General features: G+C 67.7%; 9 protein-coding genes and 2 pseudogenes. 2 read left to right on the top strand and 9 right to left on the bottom strand.

The genetic code is table 11. From position 1 onward, the window contains the following. Positions 1-102: 102 nt before the first annotated feature. A pseudogene (locus tag CS1GBM4_RS18740) lies at positions 103-272 on the bottom strand (transposase); the annotation flags it as partial. A gap of 356 nt (positions 273-628) precedes the next feature. Here CS1GBM4_RS18740 and CS1GBM4_RS24845 point away from each other — a divergent pair. Then, positions 629-733: pseudogene (locus CS1GBM4_RS24845) on the top strand (short-chain dehydrogenase); the annotation flags it as partial. A gap of 23 nt (positions 734-756) precedes the next feature. On the opposite strand, the gene CS1GBM4_RS18735 reads toward CS1GBM4_RS24845, so the two are convergent. The 7 genes from CS1GBM4_RS18735 to CS1GBM4_RS18705 all read right to left on the bottom strand — a co-directional run bounded on the left by CS1GBM4_RS18735 (position 757) and on the right by CS1GBM4_RS18705 (position 9,736). Next, positions 757-1,629: an FAD:protein FMN transferase gene (locus tag CS1GBM4_RS18735; protein ID WP_244607301.1), complete on the bottom strand. Its 873-nt coding sequence runs from the start codon at positions 1,627-1,629 to the stop codon at positions 757-759. A 135-nt stretch (positions 1,630-1,764) separates the two neighbouring features. Then, positions 1,765-2,343, bottom strand: coding sequence for a nitrous oxide reductase accessory protein NosL (locus CS1GBM4_RS18730; RefSeq protein WP_186420268.1), 579 nt, complete (start codon positions 2,341-2,343; stop codon positions 1,765-1,767). After that, positions 2,340-3,170, bottom strand: coding sequence for an ABC transporter permease subunit (locus CS1GBM4_RS18725; protein ID WP_186420267.1), 831 nt, complete (start codon positions 3,168-3,170; stop codon positions 2,340-2,342). Before CS1GBM4_RS18725 ends, CS1GBM4_RS18730 begins: the two co-directional genes overlap by 4 nt. Next, entirely contained in the window at positions 3,167-4,087 is a 921-nt protein-coding gene (locus CS1GBM4_RS18720) for an ABC transporter ATP-binding protein (RefSeq protein ID WP_186420266.1), read from the bottom strand. The genes CS1GBM4_RS18725 and CS1GBM4_RS18720 overlap by 4 nt, the downstream gene beginning before the upstream one ends. Further along, the gene (locus CS1GBM4_RS18715; protein WP_186420265.1) at positions 4,084-5,481 is read right to left on the bottom strand and encodes a nitrous oxide reductase family maturation protein NosD; all 1,398 of its coding nucleotides are present in this window, start codon (positions 5,479-5,481) and stop codon (positions 4,084-4,086) included. Before CS1GBM4_RS18715 ends, CS1GBM4_RS18720 begins: the two co-directional genes overlap by 4 nt. Positions 5,482-5,483: 2 nt before the next feature. Beyond that, entirely contained in the window at positions 5,484-7,430 is a 1,947-nt protein-coding gene (gene nosZ, locus CS1GBM4_RS18710; protein ID WP_186420264.1) for a TAT-dependent nitrous-oxide reductase, read from the bottom strand. A 38-nt stretch (positions 7,431-7,468) separates the two neighbouring features. Next, positions 7,469-9,736, bottom strand: coding sequence for a NosR/NirI family protein (locus CS1GBM4_RS18705; protein WP_244607312.1), 2,268 nt, complete (start codon positions 9,734-9,736; stop codon positions 7,469-7,471). A gap of 301 nt (positions 9,737-10,037) precedes the next feature. Between CS1GBM4_RS18705 and CS1GBM4_RS18700 the strand changes: the two genes are divergently transcribed. After that, positions 10,038-10,919, top strand: coding sequence for a ferritin family protein (locus CS1GBM4_RS18700; RefSeq protein WP_186420262.1), 882 nt, complete (start codon positions 10,038-10,040; stop codon positions 10,917-10,919). 1,192 nt (positions 10,920-12,111) lie between these two features. Here CS1GBM4_RS18700 and CS1GBM4_RS18695 read toward each other — a convergent pair. Next, on the bottom strand, positions 12,112-13,994 hold a 1,883-nt coding region (locus CS1GBM4_RS18695), incomplete at its 5' end, for an autotransporter domain-containing protein (protein ID WP_186420261.1).

The following is a 13,994-nucleotide window of genomic DNA, read 5'->3' as shown; positions in this document are numbered from 1 at the left end:
ATTCTGCTTAGGCCGGCAGTTGACCAGCCGAGAGTGGCCCAGAGCGGCGGCTGGAGATGACCGCTTTTCGCAGTCTAGAACGGCGTGCCGTCGTCGAAAGCATCGAAGGAGCCGGGCCTCGGACACGTCCACCCCGCCGAACTTCGCCTTCCATTTGTAGATGTGGCGTCGCTCACACCGTGCTTGCGGCACAGATCGGCGACCGAGACCCCAGACTCCTGTTCCTTCAAGATCGCGATGATCTGCTCTTCCCAGAAGCGGCTGCACTTCATGCTCTGGTCCTCTCAATGGGCCAGAACGAACTTCAAACTGGATAACCAGCGCAACGTCAATCACATGCCTGGCCAGCGCTATTACGAGGCAACAGTCGTCCACTGGTGGCGTGGCGAACGGTGGTTCCGTAACGAAACAGACGCGCAGGCGGCCGGCTGGCGGCGCGCCAGAAGCTGACAGCCGCGCCTTCGTCAACCACTTGCCTTCTCGGTCGGCTTTCGGCCGTCGCCCAATGCCTCCCTCTGGCGCTGCCCGTCGACCCCTCGCCGGAAGATGGCTCGCTGCCGCCCGCTGCCTGACTCCTTTTCGTTTCCCCATTCGTCTTAGCTCCATCACATGATCGGAGCGCGTAGACATGAGTTTGCAGGACAAGAATGTCGTGGTCACCGGCGGCAGCCGCGGGCTCGGATTGGGCCTGGTCGAGACGCTTGTCGATCATGGTGCCAAGATCACCGTGCTCGGTCCGCCCACGCCGCAGTCGGCTCAGGCTCGGAACTCGAGGCGCGCGCCCGACGCGGAGACGATGCCGGCCCGCCCATCCCCCAGACGGCGGAGCGTCCGTTCGATATCCGCGGGCACCATCAGGCTGAAGGCGGTGGAAAGGGCGTCTGCCGCAGTCGCGGTCGGCATCACCACGGTCACCGATTCATGCACGTGCGCACAGGTGCCGGCTCGCGGATCGAAGAGATGGTTGAAACGCCCGGCCGGATCGAAGCGGAAGCCATAGGCTCCGGACGTCGCGACCGCCTCGTCGACCGCGTCCAGGGTCGATGCCACCCGGTCCGGCCGATCCGGATCCGCGATCCCGATCCGCCATGGCGTGCCGTCGGGTCGCGCGCCGAGCGCCCTGCTCTCGCCCATGTCGACCAGGCTGCTCACGACGCCTTCTCGGCGCAGCAAGGCCACGACCCGGTCGGTCGCCCAGCCCTGGGCGATGCCGTTGAGGGTGAGGGCCATTCCCGGCCGATGGAAGACGATCCGGTCCTGGTCGAAACCGACCTGGTCGAATCCGACCCGGGCGAGGGTGGCCTGCAGCGTCGGCGCGGGGGGCCCCTGCGGATCGGCCCCGGGCCGGGAGAAATGCTCGCGATAGAGGCCCCAGAGCGCCTGCACCGTCGGATCGAAGCGGCCGCCGGTCAGCTCGAAATAACGGCGGCACTCCGCCAGCAGGGTCACGAGCTCGGCGGGCGGGGCGAGCAGCACGCCCCGGCGATTGAGCACGGACAGCGCCGAATCGTCCCGGTAGAGGCTGAACACCCGTTCGACCCGGCGCATCTCCCCCAGTGCCCGCTCGATCAGCCGCTCGGCAGCGGCCCGGTCGGGGTGATGGATCTGCAGGCTCGCGGCAGCGCCCATGACCTGGCCCTGCCAGGTGACGAGCGGGGCCTGCGCTCCTGCCCTGCCGCCGAGGGGAAGCAGGTTCAGCCCGGCCGCGGCGGCGCTGATGCCGATGAAGCGCCTGCGCGAGAGGTGGGAAGACATCGCGGCCTCCTAGTGTCCGGTCTGGGAGGCCGGCGCAGCCGGGCCGTCGGTCTGCCCGCCTTCGCCATGCTCCTGCTCCGCCGGCTCGGCGCCGCCACCGAGGACATACCCCTTCGGCACCTCCGGAAACGCGACGACGCGCCCGCCGTTTTCCAAGGCGAACTTCTCCGCCGCGCTCCTGTCGGAGAACGGCACGGCCTCATCGGCGCCCATGCCACCCTTCATCCGGCTGCCGATCACGAAGGCGGCCTTCCGGGCATCGATCCAGTTGGCCGCTCCGGGCTCCTCCCAGCTCGGCGCCTTGCCCATGTCGGAGACATAGATGGCCCGAATGTCCTTCGCCTCCTCCGGCAGCATCGTGAAGGAAAGCGTGTCGCGGGCCGAGGAGAACCAGACCGGCTGGAGTCGGCTCGCCAGGATGATCTGGCCCTTCGGACCGGGATGCTCGAGCACGTTCATGCCGCAATAATGGCCCATCGCGACCTGCGTCAGCTCATGCGGCGGCGGCGTCTCAGCCGCCTTCTGCTCGTTGCAGCCGCCGAGGCCGAGGCCCACGGCCAGGACAGCGGAGATGACGAGAACCCTCATAGTTCCCTCCTCGAGAAAGCGAGCGCCGCGAGCGCGAGCGGAACCAGCGCCCAGGCCGCGAGCGCGGCGAGTAGGACCGGCGGGCTCAGGGTGGCGGTCTGCGCGACGCCGGCCATGCCGGCAAAGGCGCTGACATTGCCGGAGCCGGTGAGATTGAAGAGGCGATAGGCATCGGTCGGGTTGAGCAGCAGCAGCGCGTTCAGCGCCGCGCCCGTGACCGTCTGTCCCTGGTCCATGACCAGGACGCCGAGCAGGGCCATGTCGTAGATCAGGACGAAGACCAGCCAGATGCCGATGGCGATGCCGGCCGCCGTGCCGCGCTCCCTGACGAGCGCGCTGACCAGATAGCCGACCGCGATGAAGGCGGCGCCCAGCAGGACCGAGGAGCCGACCATGGCGGCGAAAGCGGCCCAGCTCTGCGGATCGATGGCGGCGCCGGTCGCGACCAGGGCGGCGGCCGCCGCGCCGTAGCCGACCAAGGTCGCGAAGGTCAGGATCGCGAGATGGCCGACGAACTTGCCGAGCACGACCTGCCAGCGCGCCACCGGATAGCTCAGCAGCAGCAGCATGGTGCCGCGCTCCATCTCGCCGACGATGGCGTCGTGCGAGATCAGCAGGGCGATCAGCGGCAGCAGGAAGATGGTCAGGCTGGAGAGGCTGACGATGACCACGTCGAGGGCGCGCACTCCGACTTGCCCGGTCGGGGCGCTGCCCAGGAAGGTGAGCGTCAGGGCGAGGGCCGCCAGCAGCAAGGTGGTGGCGAGGACCCAGCGGTTGCGCAGGCCCTCCTGGATCTCCTTGCGCGCGACGATCAGGATGGTCCTCACAGCGGCACCTCCTGCGAGCGGAGGAAATGGGCGTAGAGCTCGTCGAGGGTCGGCGGAGCCACCTCGACATCCTCGACGGGAAGCCCCTCGGCGGTGGCGCGCCGCAGCAATTCGATCTTGCGATCCGGGGCGGCGTCGATCTCCAGCATATGGCCGTTGACGCGACGCCAGGCCCCGAGCGGAGCGAGCCGCCCCTCGACCTCTGCAAGGCCGGAGGCCGCGACCGTCAGGCGGATGCGAGTGGGCAGGCGGGCGATATGGCGCAGCTCGTCGAGGCTGCCATCGGCGACCTTGAGACCGCGATTCATGATCACCACGCGGCCGGCGCGCTCCTCCAGCTCGGTGAGCGCATGCGACGACAGGAGAACCGTCGCGCCCCGCCGCCGCAACGCCTCGACGATCTCGTAGAAGCTCTGGCGCAGCGCAGGATCGAGGCCCGTCGTCGGCTCGTCGAGCAGGAGGATGCGCGGCTCGCCCAGCAGCGCCTGTGCCAGGCCGAGGCGCTGCCGCATGCCCTTCGAATAGGTTCCGACCCGGCGGTCTGCGGCATGGCCGAGACCGACGCGCTCCAGCAGCGGCGCCACGGCGTCCCCACCTTCGCGCTTGAGGCGGGCATAGAAGGCGAGGGTCTCGCGCCCGGTCAGCGCCGCATTGAACGAGACGTTCTCCGGCAGGTAGCCGAGATGGCGGCGGGCTGCGAATTCGCCCGCGGCCGGATCCTCGCCGAGTACGGCGATGCGCCCTTGCGACGGCCGGATCAGGCCGAGCATCAGTTTCAGCAGCGTGGTCTTACCGGCCCCGTTATGGCCGACCAGGGCGATGGTCGCGCCTTCCGGCAGCGAGAAAGAGACGTCGCGGACCGCCTCGACCTTGCCGAAGCGCTTGGTCACCTTGGCGATTTCGACGGTCGCGGTCATAACCGGCCACCGAGAGTCGGCCTGGGGCGGGTCGGTGGCGTCATCAGTGGGTGACTGTCGACCACGCCTCCCGGCAAGAGCGCCGGGAACTGCGCCTGTGCCCAGCGGATCACCTGCACGGCGGGCGAATTGGCGAGCAGCTTCGCCTGGGGCGCGGTCCAGAGCACCTTGTCCATCAGATCGTTCGGCCGATAGGCGCTGTCGCCCAGCCCATCACCGTTGAGGTCGAAGGCGGGGTTGTCGCTCCAGAAATTGCCGCGCCCGCCCTTCGACCAGTCGAGATAGCGCGTCCCGACATATTTCACCTGGTTCTGGTTCCTGACGAAGGCGTTGCCGGCGATCTCGTTGCCTTCGGAACCCGCGGTGAAATGGATGCCGATCTCGCAGCCCTCGAACCAGTTGTCGCGGAAGCGGTTCCGATTGGCGTTGTAGATGAAGACGCATTTCCCCGGCCCGCTGCGCGCACCAGCGGCGACGAGCGGCTCGGCCTCGCCGGCCACTGGCAGCCCATGCTCGCGCGCCTCGTTCGTGCGCATGCCGGAGGTCATCCAGCGCTCTGCCGGCTGGAGGCGACCAAGCACCGTGTTGCCGCTGATCTGCGAGCCGTTGGCGTAGTTGAACAGGAAGCCATGGTCGCGGTCGCCGTCGGAGAGGTTGCCGCTCACCTTCAGCCGGTGCGAGTACATGATCGCAAAGCCCACTGTATTGCCGGTCGAGACGTTGTCGGCGATCTCGCTGTCGTTGGTGTACATATAGTGGACCGCGAAGCGCAGGTCACGGAAGCGGTTGCCCTTGAAGACGTTGTTCCTACTGGTGATCGAGAAGATGCCGTCCCGTCCGAACGAGACGTCGTTGTCGAGTACCTTGGCGCCGGCCGCGTTCCAGACCGAGATGCCGTTGCCGGCTTCGTTCACCCGGCCTTGCCTGATGCCGATGATCGTGTTGCCGCGCGCGATCGCCTGCTCGGCGCCGTGCAGATAGATGCCGTAGAGATTGCCTTCGATCCGGTTCGCCTCGACGATCGCCCGGCTGGCGGACTTCGCGAGGAACACTCCCGAATCGAGCTTCTCGGCATCGGTGCCGGAGCCACGAATGGTGAGGCCGCGGACCACGGCCCCCGGAGCGGAGACCGTCACGACGCTGCCATGCCCGGCGCCGGCCAGCACCGCCCCAGGCTCGCCCTCGAGGACGAGCCTGCGGTCGAGGCGGACGGGCGCGCGGTGCTCGCCGGCGCGCAGGACGACGACATCGCCCTCGGCTGCCCGGTCCAGGATGGCTTGGAGATCCTCGCTGCCCGGCCCGACGAGGATCCGTTCGGCGCGCGCGGGCAGGGCGAAGCTGGCGGCGAACATCGCTGCCAGCCCCAGGCGCACGGTGGTGCGGACAGGCTGCATGCTCAGGTCGCTTGCGGCTCGACGAACATCCGCCCCTTCATCTCCATGTGCATCGCATGGCAGAACCAGGAGCAGTAGTACCAATAGACGCCGGGCTTCGAGGCGGTGAAGGTCACGGACGCCGTCGCCTGCGGCGCGACCTCCATGTTGATGCCGTAGTTGGTGATGCAGAAGCCGTGGGTGAGATCCTCGACCTCGTCGATATTGGTGACGTAGACGGTGACCTCGTCGCCCTGCTTGACGGTGAAGTCCTCAAGGCCGAAGGCCGGCGCCGCCGACGTCATGTAGACGCGCACCTTGTTGCCATCGCGGACCACCTTCGAATCCTGCTCGAGCGTGACTCCGTCCGCCTTGGCCTGCTGCACGGCGGGCGCGAAGAACGGGTCGTCGCGCTTCCAGACGTGCAGCGGGTTGATCTTCGAGCGGTGCACCAGGGTGGCGTCGTGCGGCTCGGCGAAGCTCGGGCCGTCATGCACGAGCACCATCCGGTCGCCAGAGATGTCGATCAGCTGGTCGTTCTCCGGCTTGAGCGGTCCGACGTTGAGGAACCGATCCTTCGAGAACTTATTCAGTGATATCAGCCACTTGCCGTCGGCCTCCTTAGTCTGGCCCATCGAGGTGTGGTTGTGGCCGGGCTGGTAGTGGACATCGAGCTTCTGGAGGACCGGGTTGACCTTCTCGCCTTTGAACGCCCGCTTCGCCAGGTCGATGTTCCATTTCACCACCTGGCTGTCGAGGAACAGCGTCGTATAGGCGTTGCCCTTGCCGTCATAGGCGGTGTGCAGCGGTCCGAGGCCGAGCTCCGGCTCCGCCACGACGACGTCGCGCGGCTTGATCTTGTCGTCGAAGAGGTCGTCGAGCTTGCGGGCGTCGAACACCGTCACGGTCGGCGACAGCTTGCCGTTGGCGACAAAATGGATTCCATCCGGGGCGGTGTTGATGCCGTGCGGACTGTTCGGCACCGGGATGTAGCGCGTGAACTTCGAGCCGGCGCGTCCGTCGAGAACAGGAACGCCGCCCAGGGTCTCGAACTCGCCGTTCTTGACCGCCTCCTCAATGCGCTTGAGGTTGAAGACGACGACCCAGTCCTGCTCCTTCGCCATCATTTCCGCGAGGGTGACGCCCTCCTCGGAATTGTAGCAGGTCGCCCAAGCGTACTTGCCCTGATAGTCGGCATCGACATTGTCGAGGTTGCCGTCGACCTTGACCTGCCAAGCCACCCTCATGGTCTCGCCGTCGACCGCCGAGAAGATCGAGGCGTATTTCTTCGGGTCGTTCAGGATCTTGCCGTCGTTCGGAATCGGAACGCGATCCTCGCCATTGCAGAAGACGTAACCAGTCTTGGGATATTTCTGCACGCGCAGGCCATGCACGGTGTGCTGGTTCGGCAGCTGAATGATCTTGTCGCACTTCATCACGTCGAGGCGGATGCGGCAGACGCGCGTGTTCGCCTTGTCGTTGGCGAAGAGATAGCGCCCGTCATAGGTGCCGTCGGTGAAGGACGGGTGCGGGTGGTGCAGGTCGCCGTTGAGATAGATTCCGCCCTTGTCCTTCAGGAATTCGCGGCTCTCCGGCGTGAGCCCTTCGGTGAGGACCCTCAGGCTCTCATTGGTCTGTCCCCAGCCGGTGGCGCTGTCGCGGTTGAAGACCGGGATGCGCATCAGCTCGCGCATCGACGGGCAGCCGACGACGCGGACCTCGCCGGTCTGGCCGCTCGAGAAGAACACGTAATACTCGTCGAGCTCGCCGGGCTTGACCTCGTATTTGTTCGCCACCGCGGGACGCGCCGGAGCAGCCGGCCGGGTCTGCGCCTCGGCGGGGGTGATCGCGCCCGACGGCGCAAGGGCGAGGCCGCCCGCGACGCCGGCGGCTCCCGCTGCGCCGACCGCTGCGGTCGTCCCGAGCATGTCGCGCCGGCTCAGTCCCTTCTTCCTGCTTTCCTCTGACATGGCAGTCTCCTCGTTGCTGTGGGCCTGTGGCCGAGCCGTCAACCAGCGGTTGGCGCCTCGGCCGGATCGGCATCCCGGATCGGCTTGCCCATATGGGTGATGGCCGGCTTAGCAGGCCCTCGCCCTCCTTCTTTGCTCTGGCGCACGGACGGGGATGAGAGCGCGTCGCGCCGCTCGCGCTTCAGCCGCACCTGGATCATGTGCGGGCAGCGGTGATCGTCGTGGTAGAGCTCCTGGCAGTGCATGCAGTAGATGCACTCGTTGACGTTGATCTGCCCTTCCGGGTGGATCGACTGCACCGGGCATTCCTTGGCGCAGCGCTGGCAGGGCGAGCCGCATTCGGGCCAGCGTTTCAGCCATTCGAACATGCGGATCCGTCCGGGGATCGCGAGCGCGGCCCCGAGGGGGCAGAGATAGCGACAGAAGAAGCGCTCGATGAACAGCCCCGCCGCGAGCAGCGTCAACGCGTAGATAACGAAGGGCCAGTCGCGCGCGAATTTGAGGATGATCGCGGTCTTGAACGGCTCGACCTCGGCGAGCACCTCCGCCAGCGCGACCGAGTAGAGCGACAGGCCGAACAGGCCGAGGAAGATCATGTATTTGACCGGCCAGAGCCGCTCGTGCAGGCCCCAGGGGACCTTGATCTGCGGCACCCTCAGCCATTGCGCGAGATTGTTGGTCAGCTCCTGAAGCGCGCCGAACGGACAGAGCCAGCCGCAGAAGGGGCCGCGTCCCCAGAACAGCAGCGCCGCGGCGATGGCCGTCCAGAGGATGAAGATCAGCGGCGCGGCCAGGAAGAACTCCCAGTTGAAGCCCGTGATCAGAGCGTTGGTGAAGGTCAGGACGTTGACGACCGAGAGCTGCGCATTGGCGTACCAGCCGAGCCAGACGAGGGTGAAGGCGAGATAGGCGCGCCGGACCCAGACGTAGGTCCGGGGGCGCCGGACCAACGCGTCCTGGAAGAAGAAGATGGCCGTGAGGACGAGGATCGCGGCGGCGGTTATGCCGATCGAGACGGTGTTGGACCGCCAGATCCGCAGCCATAGCGGCTCGTCCAGCGCGCCGCCGAGGGAATCGGCGCCGGCCTGGCCGGGTTCCGCCGCCCGATCGTTGCCGGCGAGCCGTGGCGCATCCGGGGCCGGCTGCGCTGGAGCTGCCGCTGCCGGCGCCTGCTGCTCGACGCGCAGATACCGATCCGGAAGCGCATAGGCGAGCTCGTAGGTCAGGAACGCCTTGTCGCGTGCGCCGACATTGCGCTGGACCAGCAACTGCAGCTGCCAGGGCTCGGAGAGGTCGAGCTTCAATTCCTCGGGAACGACGAACAGGGCGATCTCACGCAGATCGGGCGCCCCCTCGGCGGAGATTGCGCCAAGCCGGGTATGATTTCGATCGCGGAAGCGGGTGCTCTGCCCGTCCTGGAGGAGCTCGATGCGGTCGAAGATGCCGCCGCGGACATAGCCGGAGCCCTTGAACGAATACGCGCCATTCCCCGCGACCAGGATCGCCTGCTGCTCCGGTTTCAGCCGGGCGCGCAGTTGCTCATAGGCGCCATCGCCGAGAAGACTGCGGCCGATGGTCGGCACGCTGACCGGAGCTACATAGAGATCGATGAACGGCTCGCTGGCATCACCAGGTTCGGGATTGTCGGCGGCGGCCTGGTTTCCGGCCTTCGCGAAGGCTTCGCTGACCTCGCCGATCGTCAGAGAGAGCCGGCGCACCGAGCCGTCGCCGATGAGCGTGTCCCAGTCGCGCGCCTCGCTCTGCTTGAGGTCGACCGTCCTGACCGCCGGCGCCGCCCCCGCCACGGAACCGGGGTGCCCGCCGGCGCCGAGCCGTCCGCTCTTGATCAGGCGCACGGCCGAGCGCACGACGCTGTCGCCCATCACCAGAACCGTGACGGTCGCGCCGCTGACGATGTCGACCTGCGGCGGGCGCTCCGCCCCCGCGGCCACCGGCCTGAGATCCTTGCCGATGAGCCGGTTCATCGAGTCGACGATGCGCTGCTCGGGGATGCCGATCAGAACGATCGGCTCCTTGTGATCGACGAGCCTGAGCCCGCGGACGACGCCCTCCGGGTCGATGCCGACCAGCATGTGGATCGGCTTGCCGGAATAGCCGGTCGCGTTGGCGAAGTCGGAGTTCAGGTAAACGAAGCCGAGGAGCTGGTCGCCGCGATAGGCGGGAGCCAGCGGCGGATCGCCCTGCACGGGCCCGAAACGGTCCGCCTGCGCAAAAAACGCGCTGGCCTGGATCTTCGGGAGGAATTCCTGCAGCCGCCCCGCAGCCGTGGCCGGCCCTGCAAGCATGAGCGCGAGGATGACAAGCGCCGCCGCCACCATCAAGCGCGCGAATTCTGCGAGGTGCGGGCGTCGAGGCGACGGCGTGCAGGCCAACGGGAATCGTCCTATCTGACAAGGTTCCCACTGCGGATTATCCGGCGTGGAACGCGACAGGGGGGACGCTGGTTCCCCCTCGATCAGGTTTTTTGCCGATTGCCTGGACGGCGATCGGCGGAGAGACTCCTATCCCGCCGGGGGCGGTGTTGTTTGATCTGCCGCAAGTTGACGGGCAGGATTTCACGCCATGAACGTCCGATGAGGAGGTCAGATGTCGCTGCTGAAAGCTGAGCCGTCCGCCCCGGTCAGGTCATTGGAGGAGCTGTTTGCGCTCGCCCATGCGATGGAGCAGGAGGCCGCCGAGCGTTACGCGGAGATCGCCAGGCGGATGCGGGAGGAAGGCAATCCAGGCCTCGCCGCTGTTTTCGACGGCCTCTCCGCCGACGAGACCGGGCATCTCGACCAGGTGGTGCGCTGGTCGCGGCACGTGAAGGGGCAGGCTCCCGACCCTTCGCTGATCCGGTGGAAACCGCCCGAGACATTCGACGACGAGGGGGCCTCGACCATCGCGCCCGAGCTGCTCAGCGCCTATCGGGCCCTGGCGATGGCGGTGCGCAACGAGGAGAGGGCCTTCGCGTTCTGGAGCTATGTCGCCGCACAGGCCCAGGACGCCCCGATTCAGCAGGCCGCGGAAGCGATGGCGCGGGAGGAGCTCGGCCATGTCGCCACCCTCCGACGCGAGCGGCGGCGCGCCTTCCATGCCGCCCGTGCCGGAGCCGGCGGCGATGGCGAGGTCGCCGGCGACGAAGCCGCGCTCGAACGCCGGCTCGCCGATCTGTTCGAGCGGCTGGCGGCTCAGGCGCCTGCGGACGAGCAGACCCGCCTGACGGCCTATGCGCAGGAGGCGAGGCGACACGCGCTCGAACTCGAAGCCGCGCCGATCCGCACGCCCGCCGCCTCGCATCTGCGCGCGGCCGCCACCAGCCCGGTCGCCCTGGCCGAATTGCTGACGGAGCGCTATCTCGAAGTCGCCGACGGCCAGCGCGACGAAGCGGAGCTGGTACGCCTGCAGGCCCTCGCCGGGCGCGCCGTAGCCCGCCTCGTCTGGCTGAGAGCGGATCTGCCTGAGCTGGACGGAATTGGGAAGCGCTGAGCGGCTTCTGCCCGCAGACCGTCTGGACCGACCTTTTCCTGCTGGTCGAGCGCCTCGTCGAAGGCGACAGACGCGGACGCCTGAAGAGGCCGACAGAGAGCCTGACGACAGACGGGTTGCGGAGATCGCGGCCAAGCACGTGGCCTGGTTTCTCATTGCCATGGGCACCGGCGGCGGCCTTTTGCGTCGATGCCTGCCACAGTGTCATGAAGAAGCTCGCCCGCCCCCACCGGACTGATCCATTACGAGGCTTGGGCGAATATCGAACGGGCGCGACGTGGCCAGCCCCAGCACCGGCGGGTCGTGCGGCCGAAGACGATTGCACTCGCCGACGCGATCTCGGCGCTCGCGGCGCTGATGGGAGCCGGCCTCGCAGGCCGAAGCGACGCGATGCTGACAGCCTGAGCGAAACCCGGTGGCGGTCACCTTGTCCGACGGGCGTATCCGCCGCCGTTCGGCCCGGGTCCGTCGCCTTGCCCGGAAGAAGCGGCGCGATCCGCGTCCACTGCGCCTCGCTCAGCGCTTCACACCCATCAATCCGCTCCGAATCAGAAAATCCGGAACGGATTGATTCACCACCCTTCAGCCTTGGGAATCCTGATTGTGGATTGGACCTAGAGGTCGCTGATCTGCAGCGGAAGCTTCCCTGTTCCCGCTCCAGGGAAAGCTCTGGCTAACTCACTGCATTGTCCAAGGAAGTGTCGCGACTTTGCGGCTGAGAAACGCCGATTTTCCGCGCTTTCCCTGTTTCTTTCCGTGTTAGCAGGGAAAGTCACTGCAGAGACGGGGCTCCACGGACTGCCAGCAGCACCAGACTTACTAGCAAATTCAATAGCTTAGCAGCGTGCAGCTCTGGTGCGGTTCGGCACAATTCGGCGAACGCATGCGGAACCCGGCATGTGGACTCGTGGAAAACGGTGGAGCGTCGCTTCCTTCCCGCCGCGGCCTTCTCACCTCCGCGTTCGCCCTGATCGCCGCTCCTGCTCTGGCGCGCGCTTCATCGATCATGCCGGCGCGCACGCTTCGGCCCTGGCACGACGCCTCATGGCATTGCGGCCGGACGGCCGCCGTCTGAGCGACCTCGCCGAGAGGCTGAGGCCGTGAGGCCGGACGACGCCGAAGCTCCGACCGATCACGCATGCTCCTGGCGCGGCACGGTCGCGAGGCTGCTTCAAACGACCTCGCAGCCGGGTCAGAAGCGCATCTCGACCCTGCCCTTGAGGGTGTGATCGCGGGAGCGTTCGCCGACGACGGCGGAATAGGTCAGGCCAAGCGCGGTGGCCGGCGAGATCCGCCAGTCCAGGCCGGCTTCCGCCACCAGCGCCTCGCGGTCGATCCGGGCGGCGAAGACCTGCGCCGGGGCCGTGCCGGCGACGAAGGCGGTGCGGGCTTGCGGGGTCAGATCGCCGAAACCATGGCGCCAGCCGAGCATGGCCCGGGCGAACAGCGGCATCGCGCCGAGCTGCGCTTCGGCGCGCAGGCCGAGCGTGGTGAAGCCGAGCGTCTGGTCGCTGCCGAACACCCGCAGCGCTGCGGCGCCGCCACGCTCCGTACCGGCATTGGTCGAGACCCGGATCAGGGCAAGCTGCGCGAAGGGTTCGAGCGCAAAGCCGCTGAAGGCGAAGGCGTAGCCGAGCTCGGCAAAGCCCTGCGTCACCGAGCCCGGGCGCTGCAGCCGCAACAGGTCGCCGAAGCCGCGGATCTGGACTTGGCGGCGGATGTCGCTCTCCGACCAGCTATAGGCCGCGCCGGCATCGAAGTGCAGGCCGCCCAACCGCGCCCCGGCATAGAGCGCGGCATGGCCGCTCTCGAGCCTGCCCGAGGAGAGGCGGGCATCGAGATCGAAGCGCGACTGGCTGTAGCCACCGGCGACGCCCACCTTCAGCGAGGACCCCGGCGCGTCATGGAGCATGATGTCCGCCCCGAGCAGCGCACCGCCGCTGCGGCGGCTGAGGCTGGCGGCATTGCCGTCGCCATCGGTGTTGCCGGTGCTACCGAAGGCCGTGCCCCAGAGCGCGTAGCGCGGCAGCGGCAGCGGGGCGGGCATCACGGCCGCGCCCTTGCGGCCCGGCAGGTCGGCGGCGAAGGCGCCTGCGACCTGTCCGGGAGCCGGCGTCAGTAGCGGTCCGCGCAGATGGCCCAGGATCGTTTCGCGTACCAATCGGCTCTCGTCGATCATCACGCTGATGCCCTGTGCATGCGCCTCGCCCGAGAGCAGGTCGAAGCCGGCCCTTGCCTCGGCCGCCGTCGCCGAGATCAGCGCGTCATAGACCGGGTTGCCACCCCCCAGCCGCTCCGCAGCGCTCGCGATGAAGCCCTGGTTGCGGGTCGTGGCCACGTAATTGCCGGATGCGGCGCCGCCCGGTGTCGTGCCGCCGCCATCACCCGGGCCGAAGCCGGTGTCGTTGCGCGTCATGGTCAGCGTGACGTTCTGGCTGTCATAACTCAGCGACGGCGTCAGGAAGGCGAGGTTCGAGGTGACCGTGCTGAAGGTGCCGGTGACGCCCCCCGACGCGGTCAGGATGGTGTAGCTCGTCGCCGCCGCGTAGTTGCCGCTCTCGGCCAGCACCTGGACGGTGCCGTCCGCAATCATCGCCGCGCCCGAAGCGACGATCCTGTCGCTCCGGCCGGCAGCGTTGACCTCGACCCGATAGGTCGATCCGCTCGCGAAGGAGACATCGCCGTTGACGGTGAGCGTGCCGATCGAGTTGCCGGGGGCGATCGTCGCGCCGGACTGGATCGTGGTGGCGCCGACCGTGCCTGAGCCGCCGAGCTCCGCGCCGCTCATCACGGTGACCGCCGAGGCGGCGAGCGAGCCGTTGACCGAGAGCTTGCCGGCCTCGACGGTGGTCGAGCCGACGAGCGTGCTCGTGCCGGTCAGGTCGAGATCGCCCGCGCCGCGCTTGGTGAAGGAGCCGGTTCCGTCGATCGCATTGGCGAAGCCTGCATCGCTCGGCTGGTCGATCACCAGCGCGCCGGTGATCTCGATCGCGCCGCTGCCGAAGCTCGTCGCCGATCCGATCAGCGTGCCCTGCGCGATCGTCGTCCCGCCGGAATAGGTGTTGGTTCCGGTCA

Origin of the sequence: Allobosea sp. CS1GBMeth4 (assembly GCF_900185715.1) — a bacterium.
In the GTDB taxonomy this organism is placed as follows: Bacteria; Pseudomonadota; Alphaproteobacteria; order Rhizobiales; family Beijerinckiaceae; genus Allobosea.
The sequence above is the reverse complement of the archived record's forward strand: the minus strand, read 5'-3'. Positions and strand labels throughout refer to the sequence as shown.

What these genes read in the sequence shown, in the direction of transcription:
- CS1GBM4_RS18735 (WP_244607301.1), bottom strand. Translation starts at nt 1,629, where the DNA reads ATGGGCGCTGCCGCGAGCCTGCAGATCCATCACCCCGACCGGGCCGCT.
- CS1GBM4_RS18730 (WP_186420268.1), bottom strand. Translation starts at nt 2,343, where the DNA reads ATGAGGGTTCTCGTCATCTCCGCTGTCCTGGCCGTGGGCCTCGGCCTC.
- CS1GBM4_RS18720 (WP_186420266.1), bottom strand. Translation starts at nt 4,087, where the DNA reads ATGACCGCGACCGTCGAAATCGCCAAGGTGACCAAGCGCTTCGGCAAG.
- CS1GBM4_RS18715 (WP_186420265.1), bottom strand. Translation starts at nt 5,481, where the DNA reads ATGCAGCCTGTCCGCACCACCGTGCGCCTGGGGCTGGCAGCGATGTTC.
- nosZ (WP_186420264.1), bottom strand. Translation starts at nt 7,430, where the DNA reads ATGTCAGAGGAAAGCAGGAAGAAGGGACTGAGCCGGCGCGACATGCTC.
- CS1GBM4_RS18705 (WP_244607312.1), bottom strand. Translation starts at nt 9,736, where the DNA reads ATGCTTGCAGGGCCGGCCACGGCTGCGGGGCGGCTGCAGGAATTCCTC.
- CS1GBM4_RS18700 (WP_186420262.1), top strand. Translation starts at nt 10,038, where the DNA reads ATGTCGCTGCTGAAAGCTGAGCCGTCCGCCCCGGTCAGGTCATTGGAG.